General features: G+C 50.4%; 25 protein-coding genes. 13 read left to right on the top strand and 12 right to left on the bottom strand.

What is annotated here, in order from left to right:
* Positions 1-373: 373 nt before the first annotated feature.
* Positions 374-628: a hypothetical protein gene (locus tag AAHB90_RS10510; RefSeq protein ID WP_342084944.1), complete on the top strand. Its 255-nt coding sequence runs from the start codon at positions 374-376 to the stop codon at positions 626-628.
* A 289-nt stretch (positions 629-917) separates the two neighbouring features.
* On the opposite strand, the gene AAHB90_RS10515 is transcribed toward AAHB90_RS10510, so the two are convergent.
* The gene (locus tag AAHB90_RS10515; protein ID WP_342084945.1) at positions 918-1,682 is read right to left on the bottom strand and encodes an NUDIX hydrolase; all 765 of its coding nucleotides are present in this window, start codon (positions 1,680-1,682) and stop codon (positions 918-920) included.
* A gap of 307 nt (positions 1,683-1,989) precedes the next feature.
* Here AAHB90_RS10515 and AAHB90_RS10520 point away from each other — a divergent pair, with 307 nt between their 5' ends.
* Complete coding sequence (locus AAHB90_RS10520; RefSeq protein WP_342084947.1) at positions 1,990-4,722, top strand: PQQ-dependent sugar dehydrogenase; 2,733 nt, start codon at positions 1,990-1,992, stop codon at positions 4,720-4,722.
* A gap of 24 nt (positions 4,723-4,746) precedes the next feature.
* Complete coding sequence (locus AAHB90_RS10525) at positions 4,747-5,769, top strand: sugar phosphate isomerase/epimerase family protein (protein WP_342084948.1); 1,023 nt, start codon at positions 4,747-4,749, stop codon at positions 5,767-5,769.
* 36 nt (positions 5,770-5,805) lie between these two features.
* Here AAHB90_RS10525 and AAHB90_RS10530 read toward each other — a convergent pair whose 3' ends face one another.
* A complete protein-coding gene (locus AAHB90_RS10530; RefSeq protein WP_342084949.1) occupies positions 5,806-6,471 on the bottom strand; it encodes an aminotransferase-like domain-containing protein in 666 nt (221 codons plus the stop codon).
* Between the two features lie 285 nt (positions 6,472-6,756).
* On the opposite strand from AAHB90_RS10530, the gene AAHB90_RS10535 reads away from it, so the two are divergent.
* Positions 6,757-7,440, top strand: coding sequence for a hypothetical protein (locus AAHB90_RS10535; RefSeq protein WP_342084951.1), 684 nt, complete (start codon positions 6,757-6,759; stop codon positions 7,438-7,440).
* Positions 7,441-7,445: 5 nt separating this feature from the next.
* Here AAHB90_RS10535 and AAHB90_RS10540 read toward each other — a convergent pair whose 3' ends face one another.
* A complete protein-coding gene (locus AAHB90_RS10540; RefSeq protein WP_342084953.1) occupies positions 7,446-7,811 on the bottom strand; it encodes a glyoxalase superfamily protein in 366 nt (121 codons plus the stop codon).
* Positions 7,812-8,046: 235 nt separating this feature from the next.
* On the opposite strand from AAHB90_RS10540, the gene AAHB90_RS10545 reads away from it, so the two are divergent.
* Both AAHB90_RS10545 and AAHB90_RS10550 read left to right on the top strand, forming a co-directional pair.
* Entirely contained in the window at positions 8,047-8,175 is a 129-nt protein-coding gene (locus AAHB90_RS10545) for a hypothetical protein (RefSeq protein WP_342084954.1), read from the top strand.
* Between the two features lie 204 nt (positions 8,176-8,379).
* A complete protein-coding gene (locus AAHB90_RS10550) occupies positions 8,380-8,592 on the top strand; it encodes a hypothetical protein (protein ID WP_342084956.1) in 213 nt (70 codons plus the stop codon).
* Positions 8,593-8,598: 6 nt separating this feature from the next.
* Here the strand turns inward: AAHB90_RS10550 and AAHB90_RS10555 are convergent, their stop codons facing one another.
* Positions 8,599-9,327, bottom strand: coding sequence for a LytR/AlgR family response regulator transcription factor (locus tag AAHB90_RS10555; RefSeq protein ID WP_342084958.1), 729 nt, complete (start codon positions 9,325-9,327; stop codon positions 8,599-8,601).
* 11 nt (positions 9,328-9,338) lie between these two features.
* Complete coding sequence (locus AAHB90_RS10560; protein WP_342084959.1) at positions 9,339-10,409, bottom strand: sensor histidine kinase; 1,071 nt, start codon at positions 10,407-10,409, stop codon at positions 9,339-9,341.
* A 290-nt stretch (positions 10,410-10,699) separates the two neighbouring features.
* Here AAHB90_RS10560 and AAHB90_RS10565 point away from each other — a divergent pair, with 290 nt between their 5' ends.
* Positions 10,700-11,299 (top strand): RNA polymerase sigma factor, encoded by a 600-nt coding sequence (locus AAHB90_RS10565; RefSeq protein ID WP_342084961.1) that lies wholly within the window; start codon positions 10,700-10,702, stop codon positions 11,297-11,299.
* A 6-nt stretch (positions 11,300-11,305) separates the two neighbouring features.
* Here the strand turns inward: AAHB90_RS10565 and AAHB90_RS10570 are convergent, their stop codons facing one another.
* Genes AAHB90_RS10570 through AAHB90_RS10580 form a run of 3 tightly spaced genes read right to left on the bottom strand, consistent with a single transcriptional unit; the run spans position 11,306 to position 14,246 of the window.
* The gene (locus AAHB90_RS10570) at positions 11,306-12,103 is read right to left on the bottom strand and encodes a LytR/AlgR family response regulator transcription factor (RefSeq protein WP_342084963.1); all 798 of its coding nucleotides are present in this window, start codon (positions 12,101-12,103) and stop codon (positions 11,306-11,308) included.
* Positions 12,100-13,179 (bottom strand): sensor histidine kinase, encoded by a 1,080-nt coding sequence (locus AAHB90_RS10575; protein ID WP_342084964.1) that lies wholly within the window; start codon positions 13,177-13,179, stop codon positions 12,100-12,102. The genes AAHB90_RS10570 and AAHB90_RS10575 overlap by 4 nt, the downstream gene beginning before the upstream one ends.
* Entirely contained in the window at positions 13,176-14,246 is a 1,071-nt protein-coding gene (locus tag AAHB90_RS10580) for a sensor histidine kinase (protein ID WP_342084965.1), read from the bottom strand. The genes AAHB90_RS10575 and AAHB90_RS10580 overlap by 4 nt, the downstream gene beginning before the upstream one ends.
* A gap of 355 nt (positions 14,247-14,601) precedes the next feature.
* On the opposite strand from AAHB90_RS10580, the gene AAHB90_RS10585 reads away from it, so the two are divergent.
* Positions 14,602-15,003 carry a LytR/AlgR family response regulator transcription factor gene (locus tag AAHB90_RS10585; RefSeq protein ID WP_342084966.1) on the top strand — a complete coding sequence of 134 codons (402 nt, stop codon included), beginning with the start codon at positions 14,602-14,604 and terminating at the stop codon, positions 15,001-15,003.
* Positions 15,004-15,070: 67 nt separating this feature from the next.
* Here the strand turns inward: AAHB90_RS10585 and AAHB90_RS10590 are convergent, their stop codons facing one another.
* From AAHB90_RS10590 to AAHB90_RS10600, 3 genes are all read right to left on the bottom strand, one after another.
* A complete protein-coding gene (locus tag AAHB90_RS10590) occupies positions 15,071-16,060 on the bottom strand; it encodes a beta-ketoacyl-ACP synthase III (protein WP_342084967.1) in 990 nt (329 codons plus the stop codon).
* Positions 16,061-16,192: 132 nt separating this feature from the next.
* On the bottom strand, positions 16,193-16,942 hold the full coding sequence (locus AAHB90_RS10595; protein WP_342084969.1) for an OmpA family protein: 750 nt from the start codon (positions 16,940-16,942) through the stop codon (positions 16,193-16,195).
* Positions 16,943-17,042: 100 nt separating this feature from the next.
* Positions 17,043-18,035, bottom strand: coding sequence for a TonB family protein (locus tag AAHB90_RS10600; RefSeq protein ID WP_342084971.1), 993 nt, complete (start codon positions 18,033-18,035; stop codon positions 17,043-17,045).
* Between the two features lie 226 nt (positions 18,036-18,261).
* Between AAHB90_RS10600 and AAHB90_RS10605 the strand changes: the two genes are divergently transcribed.
* The 5 genes from AAHB90_RS10605 to AAHB90_RS10625 all read left to right on the top strand — a co-directional run bounded on the left by AAHB90_RS10605 (position 18,262) and on the right by AAHB90_RS10625 (position 21,753).
* On the top strand, positions 18,262-18,840 hold the full coding sequence (locus AAHB90_RS10605; RefSeq protein WP_342084972.1) for a Crp/Fnr family transcriptional regulator: 579 nt from the start codon (positions 18,262-18,264) through the stop codon (positions 18,838-18,840).
* Positions 18,841-18,948: 108 nt separating this feature from the next.
* On the top strand, positions 18,949-19,779 hold the full coding sequence (locus AAHB90_RS10610) for a DUF2306 domain-containing protein (protein ID WP_342084973.1): 831 nt from the start codon (positions 18,949-18,951) through the stop codon (positions 19,777-19,779).
* 122 nt (positions 19,780-19,901) lie between these two features.
* The gene (locus tag AAHB90_RS10615; protein WP_342084974.1) at positions 19,902-20,375 is read left to right on the top strand and encodes a GNAT family N-acetyltransferase; all 474 of its coding nucleotides are present in this window, start codon (positions 19,902-19,904) and stop codon (positions 20,373-20,375) included.
* A 151-nt stretch (positions 20,376-20,526) separates the two neighbouring features.
* Positions 20,527-21,144, top strand: coding sequence for an FISUMP domain-containing protein (locus AAHB90_RS10620; RefSeq protein WP_342084975.1), 618 nt, complete (start codon positions 20,527-20,529; stop codon positions 21,142-21,144).
* A gap of 114 nt (positions 21,145-21,258) precedes the next feature.
* Positions 21,259-21,753: an SRPBCC family protein gene (locus AAHB90_RS10625; RefSeq protein ID WP_342084976.1), complete on the top strand. Its 495-nt coding sequence runs from the start codon at positions 21,259-21,261 to the stop codon at positions 21,751-21,753.
* A 585-nt stretch (positions 21,754-22,338) separates the two neighbouring features.
* Here the strand turns inward: AAHB90_RS10625 and AAHB90_RS10630 are convergent.
* Positions 22,339-23,091, bottom strand: a complete 753-nt coding sequence (locus tag AAHB90_RS10630; protein WP_342084978.1) for an SDR family NAD(P)-dependent oxidoreductase — start codon at positions 23,089-23,091, stop codon at positions 22,339-22,341.
* Positions 23,092-23,136 lie beyond the last annotated feature (45 nt).

Consider the following 23,136-nt stretch of genomic DNA (forward strand, 5'->3'; position numbering starts at 1 on the left):
TGAGAAAGTACGGGTAAAAGGTTGGAAGGCGGGGATGTTACTGATTTTGGGGAGAGAGGAAGGGGAGGATGGAGGAAAGGGAGGATGGATTAAGTTGGAGTGATGTGGGTAGGGATGATCGGGATCGGGCGGGATTTAGGGAGGAAAGTTATGTTTGATAATTAATACGATACGGTTGGAAACTCATGTGACGCGAGGTATTGCATTTCTTTTAATGTCTTTCGAATATGCGCATTCCAAAAAATCATAGATTACGAAAATTTCAAAATTTTGCCCTGTTATGGTGAGGGTAGGCGAAAGCCCCTAAACGTTTCTATGAACGTTTGGACACCTAAGACAGGGCTTTTTTTAACCTTTTTCCAAAATTCATAGTATGAAAACATCAACGAACAACGCATCATTTGATGATGCACCTTGCCTCGCTTACGGTCGGGGCGTCAAAGATTTGTTAAGCCAAAGCAGCGCCTCAGAATGGGTCGATGACCTTTGGGCAATTTACAGCGACCACATGGCATTCCGGAAAGAGGCAGGCCACAACCCGCCCATAACCGAAATCTTCCTGTCATTTCGGGAATTGGTGTTTTTCTTTCAAAAGTTGGAGGTGGGGAGGATGGAAGTAAGGGAATAGAGATTTTGCTATGTTGTTACGTGCCTACGGCACTTTAATTAACATTATGGCTTATTTTCTACCAATGTTGCGTCCCTAGCGGGACTCACTTGGTTCATTAAATCGGAACAGGTGACTCGCGTTGTTGTTTGGCATTAAATCCCGCTAGGGATGTAATATTGGTAGCTGATAAGAAAATTCCCTATCCTGAAAAAGTGCCGTAGGCACGCAACAACAAATAATTTGTAATTCTAAAACAACAACACCCCTTCCTCCTTCCTCCCTTTCCTCCCTTTTCTCCTTTAAAAAACTACATCGCAAACGAAACCCCTTCCGCTACCGCTCTGTCATATTTCTCTTTCACAAACCGGTACAAAAACGGGGATTTGTTGGCGGCGCCGACGCGCTTTTCATCGAGCCGTTCGAGGATATCGTAACTCATGAGCAATTTCTGAAAGTTCCTCCGGTCGAACTGGCGGTCGAGGATGGTTTCGTATAGGCGTTGGAGTTCGGGCATGGTGAACTTTTCGGGCAGCAGGTTGTAGCCGACGGGCTGGTTGCGGGCGCGCTGGCGGAGGGCTTTTAATGCGCGTTCGATCATTTCGTTGTGGTCGAAGAGGAGCCGGGGGACGTCGGCGAGCGACCACCAGCGGCATTCGTCGGTGAACCAGTCGGGTGTGGGTTGCACCTGGTCGAATTCCACGAGGGCGAAATAGCCGATCGAGACGACGCGGCGGAAGATGATGCCATCGAAAAAGCCCTTGCCAAATGTCACTTCCAGCTTTTCAAGTAGCTCTTTTTCAGGGTGGTACGCATAGCGGTTTACATTGCCGAATGTGTAAAACTGTTGCAGGAAAACATCGCACAGGCCAGTGCGCTGCGTGAGAATGCGGCTCGCAGCATCGTCGGCCGACTCGTCCAGCAATATATGCCCACCCGGCAGGCTCCATTCATCGGTGCCTTTCCAGCGCAGCAGTAGCACTTTCAGCTCGCCCTCATGAAACCCGAACACCGTGCAATCAAGCGAAACCTCCTTCAATGCGTTGTCAAAAAATTCTTTCAAATTATGCTCCATAGGGTAAAGGACTGACAATGAGAAAAAAATTCAATGCGTAAATTTTACACAAAGAAAATTTTCTTTATCATTGTATCCATGTTTTGGATTGATAAAATTCAATTTTTTGGTAAAAATATTATGTATGTGACCCGTATCTGTCACCCTGAGCGGACCGGGCCGCCGGGCGGTCGAAGGGTATGTGCATCGCGCATTTACCCTTCGACTTCGCTCAGGCTGACAGCGTGGTCAGGCTGACAGCGTACCGGGCTGACATTAAGACCACTTTTCATTTCTCCTGACAAACCTAACTAACAACACCTGCTTCATGAACAAAACCTTAACACTTTTCTCATTACTCTTCTGCGCCACGCTTGCTCAGGCGCAGGTGCCGGAGGAAAACCGGTTCCGGAAGGTTGTCCTGACCGAAAACCTGAATGAGCCGCTGGAACTGACGGTACTTCCCGACGAGCGGGTATTGTTTATCGAGCGGCACGGTGCGGTGAAATTGTATAGTCCGGTCAGTAAAAAGACGACGATCATCGCTACAATACCCGTCAGTACGAAATATACCGACGATTCCGAAGCCGAGGATGGTCTTTTGGGCGTCAATATCGACCCGACATTCAGCCAGAATCATTGGATTTACTTTTACTATTCCCCTGCGGGCACGACGGCCGAGAACATTCTGGCGCGGTACGAGCTGAAAGGCAATGCGCTCGACCTGGCTTCCAAGAAAGTAGTCCTGCGCGTTCCCGTCCAGCGCGATAACTGCTGCCATACCGGCGGTTCCATCGATTGGGACGCGCAGGGTAACCTCTACCTGTCGACGGGCGACAACACCAGCCCGCGGGCTTCGGACGGGTATGCGCCTATCGACGAGCGCCCCGGCAAGAGCCCTTTTGACGCACAGAAATCTTCGTCGAACACGGCAGATTTGCGGGGTAAGATCATCCGTATTCACCCCGAAGCCGATGGTACTTACACGATTCCGGAAGGTAACCTCTTTCCAAAGAATGCCGCGGGCGCTTACGACCCGAAAACCAGGCCCGAGATTTACACAATGGGGCACCGCAATCCCTACCGCATTTCGGTGGATAAAAAGAACGGGTACCTCTACTGGGGCGACGTAGGGCCGGATGCCGGTAAGGATTCGACCGGATTGGGCCCTGCCGCAGAGGATGAGTTCGGGCAGGCGCGGAAGGCGGGGAACTACGGCTGGCCTTATTTCGTGGGCGATAACAAGGCGTATTGGGACTATGATTTCGAGACTAAAAAGTCCGGTGAGAAGTTCAATCCTGAAAAACCGGTCAACAATTCGCCGAATAACACCGGTTTAGCGGAGCTGCCTCCGGCGCAAAAAGCATTGATATGGTACACGGCAGCGGAAACAAAGCGTTTTCCATTGCTCGGTTCGGGCGGTCGGAGTGCTATGGCGGGGCCGGTCTATTATGCCGACGAGTTTAAGGATGCGAAGCGCGCATTTCCGGCCTATTATGACAAAAAACTGTTCATCTACGAATGGATGCGCGACTGGATTATGGCCGTAACACTCAGTCCGAAAGGCGATTATGTGAAAATGGAGCGGTTTCTGCCAAACCTGAAACTCGAACATCCGATCGATATGGCCTTCGGACCGAATGGCGATCTGTACATCCTCGAATATGGTCAGGGCTGGTTCATGGGCAACCCGGAATCGAAGCTGGTCCGGATCGAGTACAATGGTGGCAACCGGAAACCGGTCGTGGCAGCTTCGGTAGACAAACTGGCTGGTGCAGTGCCATTTACAGCGCAGTTTTCATCAGCGGGTACCGAGGATTTTGATAAGGACACTTTGCAATACCAATGGAAGATCACGTCTGCCAGCGGCGGTACTCCAATTATTTTGAATGACCCAAGCCCTTCTTACACCTTCAAAAAGAAAGGCATTTACAAAGTTTCGCTCACCGTTACCGATTCCAAAGGCCTGAAAGATGCTCGAAGCCTTACGGTTCAGGCGGGGAACGAACCGCCGCAGGTTTCGCTCGAATTGACGGGCGGGAACAAGACCTTTTTCTTTCCTGATAAACCCATTCATTACAAGGTAGATGTGCAGGACAAGGAGGACGGAAGTCTGGAAAAAAGCACCATTACCGCGGCGAAAGTGAAGATTGCCGCTGCTTATCAGGATGCGGAGGATAAACCTGTCGCGGGCGGGCACCAGGAAGCTCCGGTGACATTCACGGCCGGCAAGATACTGATCGAAAAAAGCGATTGTAAGGCCTGCCATTTTGCCGATAAAAAATCAATAGGCCCCGCATTCAGGGAGGTTGCGGCAAAGTATAAGGCGGATAATAATGCGGTAGCGTCGCTTTCGGACAAGATTATCAAAGGCGGCGCGGGCGTTTGGGGGGAAACTGCTATGTCGGCGCATCCTTCGATCGGGTTGCCTGAGGCGGGGCAAATGGTGAAGTACATTTTGAGCCTCGCCGACGAAAAAACGGCCGTGCAAATGCTACAACCATCGGGGGAAGTGCTCGCGAAAATACCGGCAGGCGGCGATCCGTCGAAGGGCATTTATAAGTTCATAGCGAGCTATACCGATAAGGGCGCCAACGGAATGCCTGCTCAGACGACCGAGAAGACATTGATCCTCAAAAATCCAACCCTGCTATTCGGCAATGCCGACGACGCTTCGAAAAACCTGATGCGCTTCAAAATGGGCGAGAATAACCTCCTCATCGTCACGCAGGCGAACACCCACGCCATTTTCAAAAACATCGATCTCACCGGCATTACCGGCCTCGATATGGTGGTGGCCGCGCCCAAAGATCAACTCAATGCCCAGGGCGGCATTGTGGAAGTACACGACGGCTCGCCGGATGGCGCATTGCTGGGTAAAACCGACTGGATACCACCCACCGACGACGCCAATGCATTCACCTCCAAAACTCCACCCAAGCCATTCCACGTACCCATCTCGCCTCTCAGCGGCGCCCGCGATCTGTATTTTGTTTTCAAAAACGACAATGCGAAAGGCGCCTTGTTCGTCCCGTTCTCGGTCACATTTGTTTCAAAATAATTTCAAAAACTAACTAATCTGCTCATGAATAATTCACGTCGTCAATTTCTGAATCAGCTTGGGTTTGCTAGCGCCGGACTTGGCCTGGTTTCTCTGGACTCGCTGATCGCAGCGCCTGCCGCAAAGTTCAAGTTCGATATATCCCTGGCCGAATTTTCGTTCGCATCCGAGCTTTGGGGCGGAAAAATGACCAATATGGATTTCCCGGCCCGTGCCAAGAACGATTATGACATTACGATCCTTGAATACGTCTCCGGTTTTTTCAATAACAAACATACCGACCAGGGTTACCTGAAAGAGCTGAAACAGCGCTGCGACGACCTGGGTATGAAAAACCACCTCATCATGGTCGACGGCGAAAACCTCACGGCCCTGGACGACGCGGCGCGTTTGAAGGCTGTGGAGGCACATTATCCGTGGGTGGACGCCGCCAAATTCCTCGGCTGCTCGGCGATCCGCGTCAACCTGGGCGATGCGATGGCGATGATTTCGGGCAAAAAAGAGGAAGGTACGCCCGCGCAACTCGCGACGGCTGCGGTGGATGGTTACGGAAAGTTGCTGGAATATGCCGGTAAGGCCGGTTTGAATGTGATTGTCGAAAACCACTTTGGCGTTTCCACCGATCCTGACTGGCTGGTAGGGGTAATGAAGCAATTAAAAGCGACCAACAAGGGCCTGTTGCCCGACTTCGGCAATTTCTGCGCGGAAAGAAGCAAGCCGGAAACGCAGGATATCAAAGGCATTATGGCGACCAAATGCGTGAAGGAGCACGAAAAATACGAGGGTGTGAAGAAGATGATGCCTTATGCCAAAGGAATCAGCGCGAAAACGCACCAGTTCGATGCGAATGGTAATGATCCTGAAACTGACTTTATCAAGATGTTTAAAATCATCAAAGATTCGGGCTGGAACAATGGCATTGTAGGCATTGAATATGAAGGTGGCCTCATGCGCGACATGGGAGGGGATACGACAAAGCCTTCCAACGATGAGGGTATCCGGCAGACTAAGGCGTTGTTGGAGAAGGTGTTGGCGGAGTTGGGGTAGCGGGGGGTAGGTGTTGTCAGGTTTGGTCAAGTGTTGTCAGATCTGGTCAGTTACTGTTGGCGGTTGCAGGTATAGTAGGAGTGTCGTTCGTTTCAGGTGCCGACGGACTTCTCTGTCCTGAATTAATTGAAATACAGTCTGTTCCATCATGAAGTCGATCTGGACGTCGATGATCTTGCGCAGGTTCGTGACCTTGTCGATCACCGAAGCGCAGGATGCCAGGTAACCGATCCGAAGCGCCGGGGCGACGATCTTGCTCATGGACCCGATATATACATAATTCCGCGCCCGTCCGAGGCTGCTCACCGGTGTCACCGGGCGCGGACTGTAATGGAACTCGTGGTCGTAATCGTCCTGGATGGTCGTGAAACCATATAGATTGGACAGCGCCACCAGCTCCATCCGCCGCCGGAGGTTTAACGTAACTGTCGTAGGGAACTGATGGCGAGGGATAATGTACACCGCCTTGATGTTGGGGTAATCTTTCAAATACGCCGTGACTTCGTCGATCACGATCCCGTGCGCGTCTACATTCACGGATAGGAGGCCCGCGCACGCGTGTGTGAAGGCTTCCCTGGCGGGCTTGTAGCCGGGATTTTCGATGAGGACGTGGTCGCCCGGTTGCAGCAATGCATGGGCGGCGAGGAACATGGCCATCTGGCTACCGCGAGTGATGAACACCTGCTCGTTCGAAAGTCGCATACTCGTTTATAAGCAATTGAAATACAACAGTCAGACAAACAGATGCTCTGTTGTTACATCCCTAATGGGATTTTGGCGATTAAGCGATGGACTTCTTGCTACCAATGTCGCATCACTACGCGATTTTGTGGTTAATGGTTCATTATGGGCGCTTTTCAAGAAGGCGCCCATGGTGCATTCAATGCTTACCAAGGTGAAGCGTCTGATAATTTGTTGTTAATGGTAGCTCCGGAGACAACCAATAGGTACATTTATAGGTATTTGGTTACAAAACAAACCGATCCGATGAAGACATTGTACTTATTTCTGTGCCTGTTCCTTTTCCATGCGCGGGCCAATGGACAGTCAGATACGCCAATTAGGCCATGGAGGTTTGGAGCTATGGTGGGCCGCCCGGTTGCAGGAAAGATATATGATAGCAACAAAATGAAGTCGGCTTCCGGTTTGGTGGTGGGGCTGGACTTTGCTTACTATTTTGAAAAGAAGGATTTCGGCCCCTCGATGCATTTTCAACCCAGTTTCAATACTTTCAAAAAGACGGAAACCGCTGGCAATAAGAGCAGTCAATATTACGTCGCATCCCGGTGGAAATGGGAGGCGATTCATTTGCCGGTTTCCTTTCGTTACACGTTTTCAACGGGTCTTATCAAGCCGTATGTTGAATTCGGGCTTAATTTCAGGTTCCGGACGGCACTGTTTTTCCGAAACTCAGGTCATATTTGTGGCATTGCTTCATGCTTTTCGGCAGGGGGTGGGCAAAGCTTACAGAATGTCGCCAATAAAGATAAGCTGGGCATCCTCGCAGGGGCAGGGGTTGAAGTGGACGCAGGAAAAGTCACGATTCCGATAAGCATACGCCTCGTCGACAGCATCCTGCAACCCAAAAATAGCGACGATCAGGGACCGACCCCAACATATTCCAATTTGAGGACCAAACTGATTCAGGTGACCACCGGAGTGGCATTCTGACAGGCTTATTCCACAAACGCAATCAAATTCCCATCCGGATCGGCAATGTAAAACTCCTTTCCATAAGGCATTTCGCGAAGCGGCTGCACGATGTGGATGGGTTTCGCTGAAATTTCCTGGAACAGCTCTGCGATGTCGTTTACCGAAAAAAGCAGGCATACATCTTCGTCATTTCTTCGCATAAAATCTTCTCCCGCTATTCTATCGACCATTTTCAGATGAACAGGATGTCCGTCTTTTTCAATGCCTGCGTAAAAATCTTCATACCTGAAATCCAGCTTAAAGCCCAACTGCTCCATATAGAATTGAATGGCGAGTTCGAGATTGATAACCCGGAGGATAGGTGTTATTTGTTTGATTGTTGCATTCATGACAGTGTCAGGTTAAAGGATTGCACAAAGACGATTGCCGGAGCCGCTGATGAAACGCAGGTAAGCCAAATGCCGTCAGGTATGAAATCTTGGTAGCTAAATATACTAAGTTTCAACGCAATAAATGTTGACCTTGCTGCGGCCTTTTGCTACCAAAATCCATCGGTCGAATGCAACGGTACGCATCTCAATTTTGTCAATGTAACCGAATGTGACCACCATTAACATCGGAACCATGAGGACATTTACTATCACTGCCTTCGCGATCCTGTTCTTCGCAGCTGTTTGCAAGGAGCGCCGGAGTACCGAGGGAACGATCAACCCGGTCATAGGAGATGCCAGTTTTGAATCAAAGTTTGGGTAGAGCCGGACGCGCGCACGGATGAAAATCTTCGGATCGCAACGCATCTGGAATATGTAGAACACCAATTGAGAAAACGGGATGTATCTAGGATGTCGGCTGAAATGCAGGCCAGGCGCGCGCATTTGCTTAATCTGTTGCACGAATACCGGTCGGCCGGACGATTCCCCAAAAACTACGAGCGGGAAGGGCGGAAACCCCGCTTCATTGATCGGGACGGCACTATCTGCGCGGTGGGTTATCTCATTGAGCAGACGGCGGGATGGGCAACGGCTGGGCTCGTTGAGCATCGGACTGAGCATCTGGGACCTGGCAGTGAACAATAAATCAATCGCGAAACGCTCTGCCTGGGATGTGCGCAGCTTCTCGGATGCGAATGGTAAGTCGGACGTGGTGTTGAGTTTTACACGGAAATTCTGAAAAGCATTACTGCCATTTAGCCAAAAGCTCTTTAAAAGCGTCCTTATACAAATCGCCCACCGGAATGTCGACGCTGCTAATGTGCACTGCGCTTTTGCTGATCGAATCCACTTTGCCGACAGCGACAATGAATGAACGGTGAATGCGGATGAATTTGCCGGAAGGTAGCTTTTCCTCGATCGCTTTGAGACTGCTGTGCGAGACGACCGGACTGCCGTTTACCTGGTGGATTTTGACATAATCCTTAAACGATTCGATGAACAGAATGGCCTCGAAATCAATGCGTACCAGTTTGTAATCCGATTTGACGAACAGGTAGTTTTCGCTGGAATCCAGTTCCGGCTCGTTGGCTCCATCGCGGAGGTTTTCGAAATACTTTTTAGCCTTCATAGCCGTGGCCAGAAACTGGTTATAGCCGAATGGTTTCAGCAGATAACCCAATGCATCCACTTCATAGCCCTGCACGGCGAACTGGTTGTATGCGGTCGTAAAAACGATACGGGTTTTGGTTTCCGGGCTCTGGCTGAGCACCTTGGCAAGCTCCATGCCCGTCAGTTCAGGCATCTGAATATCAAGGTAAACCAGATGGATATTTTCTTTGGTGATCACTTCCAGCGCATCCAGAGCGTTGATATACCTGCCATGCAAATGCAAAAAAGGCGTTTGCTCCACAAATGAGCTCACAAGGCCTAATGCGAGCGGTTCGTCGTCAACGGTAATGCAGTTCAGGGTCATGCTTGTTTGGTTTAGGCCAGGTCGATGGTCAGGTCTACCTTGTATGTATTTTCACGTTCGTCGGTCTGGATTTCAAGCCGATGTTTTCCCGGGTACAGGAGATTGAGTCGCCGGCGTGTGTTGGCGAGACCGATACCGCCGCTTTCCGCTCCCGGCACATGCTGCGCGGGAAAAATAGCATTTTCTACGTGAAGCTTCAATGCCTCGTTCGATAATCCGGCTTGGATGCTGATTTCGGATTGCTGCGAGGCATTGATGCCGTGTTTGAATGCATTTTCAATAAATGGCAGCAACAGCATCGGGGCGATGGGATAGTCGGGAACGGGCTCGTCGCGGGTGTATTGCACATGGCTGCTGCTCTGCACGCGCAGCTTCATCAGTTCGATATAATCGTCGATAAAGGCGAACTCCCGGCTGAGCGGGGCCATATCCTGCTGCGTTTCGTAAAGCAGGTAGCGCATCATACGCGAGAGTGTGAGGGTGGCCTCGCGTGATTCCTCGACGTTGGTGTACGACAGCGCATATATATTGTTGAGTGTATTGAAAAAGAAATGGGGGTTGATCTGGGCTTTTAGCAGCGCCAGTTCGGAGGTAATGTTCTGTTTTTCAACGGTATCGCGCAGGCGTGCGTCGGCTTGCCAGCGCTGGATGACGGCCATGCTTGTGCTCACACCCATCACGAGCAGCGTAGTCATGAGCAGAATGCCGTCGACCAGGTGCCGGGGTTTCGGACCGCCGCGGTGCCTTGGGCGGGGCATGATGTGTTCCATATGCCGCCGGATTTCAAGTTGCTGGTCGACTATCTTACTCAGAGCCAACATGAAAACCACCAGCACAACTACCCATAGAATAAATGCAAGGATCCGGTTATTCAACAGGTAGCGCGGTACCAGGTAGCGGGCGTTAAAATAGAACAGCGCTACCAGCAACCCGAAATTCAGCAATTGTTTTATCCAAAATACAACAGGCAGGCTCACGCCCCACGACAGTGGCTGGTAAAATACAAGGACAAAGCCGAGCAAAGCCCATGCAAGCAAATGCATTGCGACCAATACGCCGCCTTTTGTGTTTTCTCTGGTCATTGGTGTAAAAATAACAGGCAAACGGTCGTATTCGATGACATCGGATCATTGTTTCGACGTATCGTGGTTTTCGCAGGTTAAAGGGCCGGTCTTTAGCGACCGGCTGTCTGGATTGATGGAACGCCTTTGCGACCTGCCGGTTTGTCGGGTAAAACAGCCCATTCAGCTACACATTCGGACTCTCCGTCCATGCGGCTTTTATTCGCGGTTCGCGTTAATTCTCTTTGTATCGGGCAGTCCCGTAACCAACAGGTAGACCTGCTGAATGATCCATTGAAAAGTAAGAATGTATGCTCAAATTCCTGAATAAGATCATTTTTGACCCGAACGACTTTCGCTCGGTGATCGCGGCCTGTATTGCAGGGAACAGTCAGGCGCAGCATATTTTGTTTAAGAAATACTTTGGTTATGCCAAAAGCATTTGCCTGCGCTACACCTATTCACCGGAAGAAGCGGAGGAAGTGCTGAATGAAGGATTTTTCAAAGTTTTCAATAACCTGGAAAGATATGATCCCGATCAGCCTTTCAAAGCCTGGCTGAGGACGGTGATGGTCAACAATGCGATCAGCTATTTCAGAAGGAACAAAAAGCATTACGCCGCACGAACGGCCTTCGATGAAATTCCCGAGCCGGGTATTGCCGACGACGCTGTTTCGGCTATAACGGCAGGCGAAATTATGGAGCTTATTCACGGGCTGAAACCGATTTATAAAACGGTGTTCCTGATGTATGCCGTCGATGGATATAGTCACAAGGAAATCGCTGCAATGCTCGAAATCAATGAGGCTACCGTTCGCTCGCAATACGCGCGGGCGAGGGCGCAGTTGCAGGAGGCGGTCGCCACGCATTACCCCGACCTTGCCTGTCAGTATGCGATGCTGTCTTTTTAAAGGACCTTATTTACCCATCCAGACTTTAAAATCGTTTGCCCGCTCGCGGCTGACGATCGTTTCCTTGTCCAGCGCCGGGTGCAATGTGAGCGCCAACCGGTGATTATAGTACGCCTGCATTTGTGTCACCGCCTGGTGCGTCACGATCAATGCCCGGTTTACACGGAAAAAATGCTCCGGGTCGAGGAATTCGTCAAGTTCATCCATTTTATAGTCCACTACAAATTTTTGTCCCTGGTGGCTTTTAAAGAACGTCAGCCCGTTGTCGATGTAGAAGTAAGCGATTTCGGAAGTTTCGATCGACAGCAGGCGTGCACCCTGTTTGACGAGAAACCTTTTGCGGTACCCGGGCGCTGGCGATTGCAGGTGGAGGCTTTTTAATATCGCTTCCAGACTCGGCTCGGGCGATGCCGCGGGAGTCTGTTTGCCAGCGGCGGTAAGATCGTAATATTTGCGCACGGCGCGTTGGAGGTCTTCCTGCTGCACGGGTTTCAACAGGTAGTCGATACTGTTGACTTTAAATGCCTGCAAGGCGTACTCGTCGTAGGAAGTGGTGAAAATGACGGTGCTTTTAATCTGCACGCGGTTGAATATTTCGAAGCTCTGCCCGTCGGCAAGCTCTATATCCAGGAAAATAATATCCGGCTCCGGCTGGCCGTTTGTGCGGTTTTCGGTTATCCAGCTCACAGTGGCCGCTATACTGGGCGTAATGCCCCGTACTTTGAACTCCGGGGCGGTCTCTTCCAGCAACTTGGTCAGCTTACGTACGGCGAGTTTTTCGTCCTCTACAATTAGTATGTTCATGCATTTGCGTTTTTTGGCGTGATCAACGGCAGGGTAACTTTGAAAAAATGTGCGCTGTCGTCCACCACAGGCATACGGTCGGAAAGCAGCTCGTATTTGGCCATGATGTTGGCCAGCCCGAGGCGTGTCGATCTGACGGGCGTCGATTTGATCAGACGGTTGTTGCTGATCTCAAGCAGGTCGTTCCCAACTGAGCGTATCGACACCCGCAGTGGATTGGATTCGAGGATACTGTTGTGCTTGACGGCGTTTTCCAGTAGCAGCTGCAATGTCAGCGGAGGTATTTCTTTATCCAGATCTTCTTCGGCCACCTCGGTCACAAGGTCGAAGCCGATATCGTAACGGGTTCGCAGCAAGTGGTAATAGGAGCGTATAAAACGCATCTCTGCCGAAAGGGTCGTGAGCTCGTTCTGGTTGGTTTGAAGCAGGTAACGGTAAACCTTGGCCATTTCATCCACAAACTGCTCGGCCCTCTTGGGTTCATCGGCGATTAATGCTGACAGCGTGTTCAGACTGTTGAATAAAAAATGCGGGTTGACCTGGCTTTTGAGGCTCTGCAATTGTCCCTGCATTCCCGCGCGTTTGATGGCTTCCTTGTTGATCTGCAAGGTTTTCCATGCATTCAGCGAATAGTTAATTTCATAAAGACCTGTGAGCAACAGTACCGCCACAAACTCGAACAGATAGACATTGATCATCATCCTCGTGTTGAGCAGGGCTTCAAACGGCCTGAAATGCATGATAAACAGCATGTAAGCCGTCACAAAGACAAACGTCAGTATCCAGAACGCGATGGCTGTGAGCGCGCTCCGTTTGAAGGACGAATCGAATGACGGGTATTTCCGGGCAATGTAGCGCGCCGCCCAGTCATGCGGGACGAATGCGATGATCGTCATCAAAAAGATCATTAGTGTGCCGCCCGTAAAATTATAAATGCTGCCCAGATACGGGTCACCGATGAGCAGGTAGCTGATCGTCGGCACAAACCAGGGCACGAGCAATGTGAACATCCACCTGCCGAATAGGCTCAGCCATATCTGACGGCCGATTCCGTTGTAAACAAGGGTTGTACTCATGTGAATATCAGAGGAATTATGATCGTGAATTCCTGGTCGTCCTCTTTCAGCTGTACGGCCCCGGCACGGTTGAAAAGGAATTTGTACCGGTTGATTAAAACGTTGATCCCCGGTGTTTCCAAAGGCATTGTGATCACCTTTTGCTGGCGATTGTGCCTGAAATCGAGCTGGCCGGTCTCTGTTGTCGCAATGCGGATATGGAGCGGACGGGCAGGGGAGACCATATTGTAATGGATCGTGTGGTCGATCAATAGCTGGAAGGTGAGCGGTACCATTTGTCCTCCGAGGAATACATCGTTAATATCCAGTGTAATCCGGATGCCGTTTTCGAACCTTGTTTCGAGCAGGTAAATGTAAGATTTGATAAAACGAAGCTCGGAATCAAGCGTCACCAGTATGTCTTCTTTATCAGGACCATTCACACTCAGCTGGTATCGGTACACTTTCGACATTTCATCTACGAATTTTTCGGCCGTCACGGGTGCATCGGAAATCAGTACCGAAAGTGAATTAAGGCAATTGAAAAGAAAATGGGGGTTAACCTGCTGTTTGACAGCTTCCAGTTCGGTCAGCAAGTGCTTTTCCTGCATCTGTTCCACTTCGTTCTGGTTGGTGCGCCACTGTCTGAAAGTATAGGCCAGCTCAGTAAGCCCCGCGCCGATGAGCGAGCCGCTCAAAATAAAAAAACTGACACGCAGCGCCCAGAAGAGATCGAAACCCGCGCCGGTCAGGCCAATTTGATGGTATACCGGCAAAGCAACCCAGAAAAATGCCACATTCACAACCCCATAAACCCCAAACCATAGCGTAACGCGGTAAATGGATTGGCCGGTATCCGGCAGGAGGCTGGTAATGTTCCGGGCAAGCGCACGATCAATCCGGTAAGCCACCCATATCACGACCATATTAATGAAGCTGCCGGCGATGAACAGGCGCGATTCTGAAAAATAACGTTCCTGCCAAAGTCCCAGGCCGGCCAGCAATGTCGCTGCTGCCCATATTAGTACCGACGAAGTAAGGCTCACCTGCCTTCGCCCGATTTTCGCCAGGTAATTTTCAAGGATCATTGACGCGCATTTTCATTTCGTGCAAAAGTAAAGCGGATGTGATCCAAATCGGAAAACCGGGCAGCGTTAAACGTCGCATTTGTGCTGCAAACCGTCGGGAAATAGGGCCTAACGTGATTTAGACCTGCAAAATGCATTGTTTACTGACCAAACGGCTGTTTCAGTTTACCCCGTGATTTAGCGTATTCATGAGGTAAAAGTTACAATTCAACCGGGTAGCTGTTTTTCAGGGCCTGTTCTTATACCACTTTTGTATCGCAGGCAGACGACAGGCCTGATACGCGTCGTCTGTTAGCCATGAAAGTCAATCAAAATTTTAGCCATGAAAGTAAATAACCAATTGCCAAACCAGTCCATGAAAAATCAACCTGTCCTTTCACCCATGAAAAACCTGTCTATCCTGCCGTCGGGCGCCACCGGCGAAGTCAAAAATGTCCCTACTATTACAGTTTACAAGTTTGGGAAAGCGATCTCCGTTAAAGCCAGCGATATTACTTGTCTGGAAGGCGTCGGTAACTACACATTTGTATATACCCGGCATGAAAAGCACCTGGTTTCAAAATGTCTGAAAGAAGTTCAGGAAGAACTGAGCAGCGATTTTTTACGCATTCACAAATCATACAGCATCAATGCGCGCCATATCGCATCCCGGTGGCCCGATTATATTCACCTGAGCTGTGGTAAAGTGATCCCTATCGCCCGCAGGCGCATCCGTGAGACACACGAGATATTGGGAAGAATGGCGCTGTCAGCGTAGTGAGCCAACAGGCGCCCATTGGCCGTCAGGAGTTATGAACGTTTCATAATCCCTGACGGCTTTTTTATTAATACGCCCATTTCACATAAGCCGAAGCCCACGTAAAACCGGCGCCGAATGCAGAAAATATCAGGTTATCGCCCTTTTTGAGTTGCTTTTCGTAGTCCCAAAGGCAAAGCGGGATGGTTGCCGCCGTGGTGTTTCCGTAGTGGGCGATATTCATCATCACCTTGTCCATTCCCACGCCCATGCGGTTGGCGGTGGCTTCGATAATGCGGCGGTTGGCCTGATGCGGCACCAGCCAGGCGACATCGTCATGGCTGAGGTTGTTTCGTTCCATCATTTCCGCGGAAACATCCGCCATATTGCGAACGGCAGATTTGAACACCTGCTGGCCATCCTGGTGCAGGAAATGCAGGCGGGCATCGACGGTCTCATGGCTTGCCGGGAAACGGCTTCCACCGCCTCGTTGCACCAGCCGGTCGTACCCTTCGCCATCGGAGCGGATAAGCGTGTCGATCACACCGTAGCCTTCGGTATTGGGTTCCAGCAGCACGGCGCCGGCGCCATCGCCGAAGAGAATGCAAGTGCGACGGTCGGTATAGTCCATCACGGCCGACATTTTGTCGGTCCCTACCACGACCACTTTTTTATATTTGCCGGTTTCGATGAACTGAGCACCGAGTTCGAGGCCGTAGATAAAACCAGAGCAGGCTGCATTCACATCGAAGCTACCGATGTTACGAATGCCCAATTGGTCACAGATCAGATTGGCTGTACTTGGGAAAACAAAATCGGGTGTAATGGTTGCGCAAATGAGGAGGTCTATTTCAGCGGGATCGGTATTGGTCTTTTCGAGGAGGCCCTTCACCGCTCTGGCACCCATGTGCGAGCTTCCGAGTCCGGGCTCTTTCAGGATGCGGCGTTCCTTAATGCCGGTCCTGCTCACGATCCATTCGTCGCTGGTATCAACGAGTGTCTCCAATTCGGCATTTGTCAGAATATAGTCGGGTACATATCCTTCGATGCCTGAAATGGAGGCTTTTACTTGTTTCATATTCGATTTTAACACTGGTAAATTTCGCTGTTTGGGAATTCTCTTGCCCTGAACAACAAATATGCACTACAAAAGTGCTCATTTCTCCACCTTTCAATGGATTTTTTGGGAAGTTAATTTTAGAAGAAAAATTTAGGGGACAATGCGTATTTCGACGCGCCGGTTGAGCCTACGGTTCGCTTCGCAATCGTTAGGCGCTATCGGGAGGCCGCTGCCGAAGGCTTTTCCGCGAATGCGGGCAGTCTCAATGCTCCGCGAAACGAGGTACTTTTTGACCTCATCGACACGGTCGAAGGAAAGCAACAGGTTCTTTCTGGGATCGCCCACGTCGTCGGTATGTCCGAAAAGCTCAATGCGTGGAGCAGTGTTCCTGACAAGATAGTCGGCCAGGATTTCCAGCTCATAATCGCTCTCGGGCAATAGGTCCGGCTCGCTTCGGGTAAAGAGCAGTACGGTTTCGATGCCTTCTTTTAAATCCAGATCTGTTGCGGTAACCTCGGTAGTTTTGCCTGGTTCGTCAGTTTCTATCGGTGTTAAATAAAAAATCTTCGTTGGGCGCAGGGTCCGGGCTTCTATGACCTCGGAAAGCGTTTCATAACCGCTGGCATGGATAGAGATAACGCCCATGTCTTTGGCCGACATTTTAAACTGGTAGACGCCGTCTTCGTAAAGCGGCACAACCAGGTCCTCGGGACGTTGGCCCACCACCATGATCGTAGCTTGGATAGGCCGTAACGTATACTTGTCGAGAACGCGTACGGCGATCCGGGTTCGTTGCGGGATGATTTTTTGCTGGTTCGCGGGTACGTCGGCCCGCTGCTGGGCGTGCGCGGCAAAACCTGCCGCGATGGATATCATTAAGATGGTTGTAAAAGTTTTCATTCAATCTCCGGTTAGGTTGAACAATCGAATTTTACAAGCAATAGACTACTTCATAAATATATAAAGGTTATTTATATAATACAATAAGAGACGCATTTTATCAGGGCGATACGCTGAAATTTGGTCGCAGGGGCATATACAATGGGGCGGGCGTGACGCCATAGCCAAACCCCGACAGTTTCGTTTGCGGCGGCTCGTGAGCTGACAAGTTCACTTTACGGTTCCGGAAAAGCTTTTCGAGCTCGTCCCTGATCAGGACGGGCGCCTTCCAGGGTTCCAGTTTCATTTTTTTACTGAAAAGCTTTGGTACTTCTTCCTTCACTTTCAGCGGTAGCTTGTCCAGTTCCGGGTCAAATTGGATGCTCACCGTGTACCAGACGGCGATTGGTTTGCCGTCTTTTTGCGCAGGTGTCCATTTAGGCATGATACGGATGAGCCGGAGCGCTTCTTCATCCAGTTCAATGCCGGGGCTTTTGATGATCCGTCCGCTGCTGATATTGCCTTCTTCATCGATCAGAAAGGAAACCTGCACGGGCCCCTGAACACCCGATTGTAGCGCCTCGTCGGGGTATTTCAGGTTGTTGGCCAGAAATTTGGTTAACCCCCTGAAATAAGGCCAGCGGTCGAGCCGTATAGAAGAGCCGCTTTCGCTTCCCTGGTTAGCCTCTACGTCCTTCTTCAAAAGTTTTGACTGGGCCTTCATGCGCATCGCCAATGCCTGCGGCCTTGTTTTCAATGGAATAAAATACTCGCCCACGGACTTCGCTATGGGGATTTGCCGTGTTTCAAAATCCGGGTGCTTGATGACCAGCATCCCACTCAATGGAGCATCCGGGATTTCAAAACCGCCTGTGAGATTGGTTACCGTACCGCGTTCCGATCCGGCGATCAGTACTGCTGCATTCACTACCGGCCGCGACGATTCGTCGACGACCTTGCCAACAATCCGGGTAGTTTGCAGAAAAGCCGGTCGCACATCAAGGCTGTCGGAATAAGGATGTCCGGTAGCTGCCGTTGCTGTTGTCGCGACTGACGCGAGCAGCGCGAAGTATATGTATTTTAGGAGAATCGGTTCAGGTATTCTTGGCTGCATGAGTTTCCTAGTGTTAGAATGGGCAGATATTCATTCAACTATACCTTTTTTTCATAAACGATTGTAATTCAAATATAGGATACGCAAATGCCGGCGGAATGTGTAAAAATTTTGAAATAAAATCAGGCGGTATCGAAGCGACCGCTGACCACGGGAAAGTGTTTATTTTGCAAATGCATTTTTCGTTCAGAGGATGTGGCAGGAGCCTTTCCAAATTCAGACAGCCATGGAACTTTATTACACAACGCTTTTCGAATACATTTCCCGCATCATCACATTGCCGGAGGGCGACCGGGAGTCGGTACGGAGGTCGTTCAAGCCGTTGTTTGTTCCAAAAGATACAGTAATAGAGAAAGCGGGAGAAGTGCCCGGTTACCATAATTTTATCGTGTCGGGGTTCATGCGGAACTTTCATTTGGATGGGGATAACAATGAGATCACGACCGACCTTAATGATGGGCCGCGGTTCTTCACTTCTTATTTCCATTTCATGAACCGGACAGTCTCGAATGAGAACCTGCATTGCATTACGGATTGTGCCATTTTACGGATCAGTCGCGATGACGCCGAGGCTACGGCAGCAACCAGTACCACCCAGAAGGATTACACGATCCGCATTCTGCAAGAGCATTTGCAAAAGGATAAAGAGCGGATCAACGATATGGCGAACCTGACCGCCGAAACACGTCACGCGAAGTTTGCGCAGGCAAATCCAGGCATTATCAGACACGTGCCGTTGAAATACATAGCTTCCTATCTCGGTATTACCCAGCGGCACCTGAGCCGGTTGCGCAGCGGTGGCTAACCGCATACTTTTACACATCAATAGAACCGCTTATCCGCATTGGACATTTGTCTAACGTCGCTAGATGCGACCAGATTTAAGTTTGGCCAAACTTAAATGTCCGACATCATGGCCGAAAAAATTGACCTTCTTCCGAATCCGACGGAATATCCCCGAAAATTGCTTAACCTGGCGGTGGCCATGTGGTTTATGGTCACCACGATAGGTCAATGGGCATTTGGCATCTACATCCTTGCATTTTATGGAACCAGCACCGTTTCAGGTGACTTTAACCGTTGGAACGAGGTTTTGCCGCATGGCTATGTGACAGGCGACTGGACGGGTAACCTCGTTGTTGGTATCCACGTTTTGCTTGCAGCCATCCTGGTCTTTGGCGGGCCTTTGCAATTGCTGCCGTCCCTTCGGAAGCTAGCGCCGGGAGCTCACCGCTGGCTTGGCCGGATTTACACTACCACGGCCGTAATCGTCGCCACCGGCGGTTTCGTGATGGTGTGGACGCGGGGCGCTGTCGGCGACCGGGGACAGCATGTCAGTATCAGTATTCAGACCATCTACATCATTGTTTTCGCATTGCTCGCCTGGCGGCATGCGCGTGCGCGGCAGTTTGACAAGCATCGAAAATGGGCAACGCGACTATTCATGGTGGTAAGCGGCGTGTGGTTTTTTAGGATAGGATTGATGTGTTGGCTGGTTCTCAACGGTGGCCCGGCTGGTTTCGATCCACGGACATTTAGCGGGCCGTTTCTTACGACGCTGGCAGTGTTCGTTTACGCCCTGCCAGTTTCGCTCCTGCTGCTCGAATTGTATTTTTATGCCCAAAAAGCGGTAAAATCCGTCGTTATCACGGCCGTTGCACTATTGATTTTTATGGTTACCGCACTGATGGCCGTCGGGGTTTTCGGGGCGGTAGCGGGTATGTGGCTGCCAAGGATCGGGTAGGGCTGTTCTTGCCTATAAACCTGAATCTGTATCTGTTCCTATTGCTAATAATTTGTGAGCTTTGCCGGAGAAGCGGAACAGTCTACTAGGGTTTTCTGCGGGTATACCGATTAATGTTCCATATGAATGATGCATTTAAACTGATTATCGCAGACAGCGAATCACATTTTGAAGACGGAAAGAAACTCTTCCGGGAATACGCCGCGTCGTTGCCCATCGACCTCGCTTTCCAACGCTTTGAGGAAGAGCTTGATACTGTGCAGGTTCAATACGGACTACCTTCCGGCGCGCTGGTCCTTGCGTATGCGGGCGAGCGTGCTGTTGGCTGCGCAGGTGTTCGCAGCAAAGGACAGGGGATCGCTGAATTGAAGCGGATGTATGTTCAACCGGAATTTCGGGGGCATCAGCTCGGACGGTTGCTGCTGGAAAGATCCGTTTCGCTAGCTAGGGATTTGGGATACAAGAAACTCCGGCTTGATACGCTGGCCAGCATGACCGGTGCGCGCAGGCTGTATGAGTCATTTGGGTTCGGGATCATAGATGCTTACTACGACAATCCCCATGCGGACGCTATTTATATGGAAAAGACGCTTTGAATTGAACGGTGTCTAACGGTAGCGCCTCATCAACAATGATAAGGGCCACAAAATGGCGGTAACGAACCAGCGGTAAACCCTGCATTACAGGTGGGGTTTCTTCCCAATATTGTTAAATTTATGAAAGTTCATTCTTAAAGAGCCTTATGTCATGCAAAGCAAACTTTTGATAGCATTGCTGCTGCTGGTCGGCACCCATTTGAATTGCATTCCCGCAAAGTCTCAGTCGCTGAGTACCATCAGCGATGGCGACGGTAATACGTATACCGTTAAGGTAATGCCGGACGAAAACCTGTGGATGACCCAGGATTTAAATACCCGCGTCGATAGTTCCTGGTGCTTTGCCAATGATCCTGCAAATTGTAAGGTTTACGGACGATTGTATACCTACTTTTCGGCCGCCAGGGCTTGCGAAATGTTGGGCGACGGATGGCATTTGCCTTCCAGGAAGGACTGGGAAGGGCTGTCTGACGCATACGGGGGCGCCAGCAACAAATCGAAGGACTGGGGCAGAGCGGCGTATAAAGCACTGCAAACGGGGGGCGAATCCGGGTTCAATGCTACATTAGGGGGAAATCGGGAACTGACCGACGGGCAGTACGCCCGATTGAACGCCCATGGTTTCTATTGGACAACCACCGAAATCGATGCGCAGACGGCCTGGAACTATAATTTTGGCGCAGGAGGCAAAGCATTGCATTGCCAGGACGGAATGGGAAAGGGAGAAGGTGCGTCGGCCCGTTGCATCAAAACGGCCGTAAAGAATTAGTCCCTGTCCGAATTGCCCCGCGATAATGTCCGTTTCACACCGCATTTGCTAAAAACGAAGGCTGTAATTTGTGTTCTTCATGGAGAATCAGAAGTCAACACTTAAAACAAACAGATGATGTCAGCACAAGATTTCAGCGCAACGATCCTGGTGGATCAAACACCGGAGGCGGTTTTTAATGCCGTTACGAATGTTCGTGGATGGTGGTCGGAAGAAATAGAAGGAAATACAGCGGCTTTCAACGACGAATTCAAATACAAATTCGAAGACGTACACCGCTGCCATGTCCGGTTGACGGAAGTGGTACCGGCCCAAAAGGTCGTATGGCTCATTTTGGACAACTATTTCAAATTTACAGAGGACGAAAAGGAATGGACAGGTACCCAGGTCATCTTCGACATTGCCAGCCTTGGTAACCAGACGCAGCTGCGAATGACACACCTGGGGCTGGTACCGACCTACGAATGCTTCAACATTTGTCGCGATGCATGGAGTTTTTACATCAAAGAAAGCCTGTATAACCTGATCACGACCGGTACCGGCAAACCCAATGCCACGGGTAAGCCTCAGACCGAGAACGAGAAGACGATTGTTGGTACGGAGAAATAGGCCGGATTTGGTCTTTGATAGAGGTACGATTTATTTCGCAGGCTTGGGGTATTTTTTCAGTATCTCGACCATTCGGAGTGTTTTTGTAAGAATGGTGTCTCCTTGATGTTCAATACCTTGATATTCTTCCCGTTTCGTCTGAGCGGAAGCGTTTTTGGATACAGATTTTGTTGCGTTAGACGACATATTCACGGAGTGTTAATTTCAAATTTATTGATTATTTCATTGTGAATAAAAAGGCGTCAAAGTTGATGCCCCTTGGAAATCTCCGTTTTACCGGAACTGCGAAACTTACAAGCATGTGCCACATCGAGAAACCTAAGATATTCTTCGTACTCAGAGGCTTTTAATAACTCGGTCTGGTATTTTGGAAGGGTCATATGATTGCGCGCGACCGTTTATACTGGTATCCCAGGATTTCGCAGTCAACTTGTGACCAATATTTATAGGATTTGGTATTAAATCCAAATTGTAACGTGAATCGATTTTCAAGTGACAGTGTAATTTTCCTGCGGAGGCGCCGATGCAAAGCCGGCGCCTTTTGTATTCATTACCTCCTAAAATAATCTTCTTCCTATACGATGCTCAAAACGGATAGTGTCGCATTCCTCCGTCGACTACGACCGCTGAGCCGGTTACGTAGCGCGCTCTTGGAGATACGAGGAAGACGGCCATATCGGCCATGTCCTGCGGTTCGCCGAAGTCGCCGAGCGGAATTTCTTGTGAAGCGAACGCTTTTCGTTCCTCTGCCGAAAAGTATGGCCGGATGTTTGCCGTGTCGATCAGCCCCGGTTGCAGCGTATTGACGCGGATATTGTATTTCCCAACCTGCCCAGCCAGTTGTTTCGACCAGGCTGCCATACTTGCCTTGGCTACGGCCGAGACATTGATGCTGCGGAGCTCGTAAGTGCTCGTCAGGTTCAGGATAACACCTTGCCGACGGTTGACCATATGCGGCAGGAGCTCCTGCGTAAGTTGGCGGGGACGATCGAAGTCCAGCGCCATCGTGTCATCCCATGGCTGCTCGGGGCCCGTAATATCCACCGGGCGGCTTTGTCCGGCGTTGTTAATAAGAATATCCACATGGCCCAATGCCGCCAGCGCGGCCCGGGCGATACGATGCGGCCCATCGGACGCGATGAAATCCTGGGAAAATACAACAGGTTCTATGGCTGTCTCGGTGGCTACTTCCTCCCTAAGACTGTGCAGCAGCTCCTCGTTGCGCGCCGTAGCGAACACCCGTACACCTTCCCTGGCCAGTTCTTTTACAATGGCGCGGCCGATGCCCTGGCTGGCACCTGTTACCACGGCTGTTCTTCCTTTTAATTGCAAATCCATGATTGTGCTGCGAATCTGTTAAAAACTGGTTGCAAACCTAGCCGG

Source organism: Dyadobacter sp. OTU695 (genome assembly GCF_038440355.1).
GTDB lineage: Bacteria > Bacteroidota > Bacteroidia > Cytophagales > Spirosomataceae > Dyadobacter.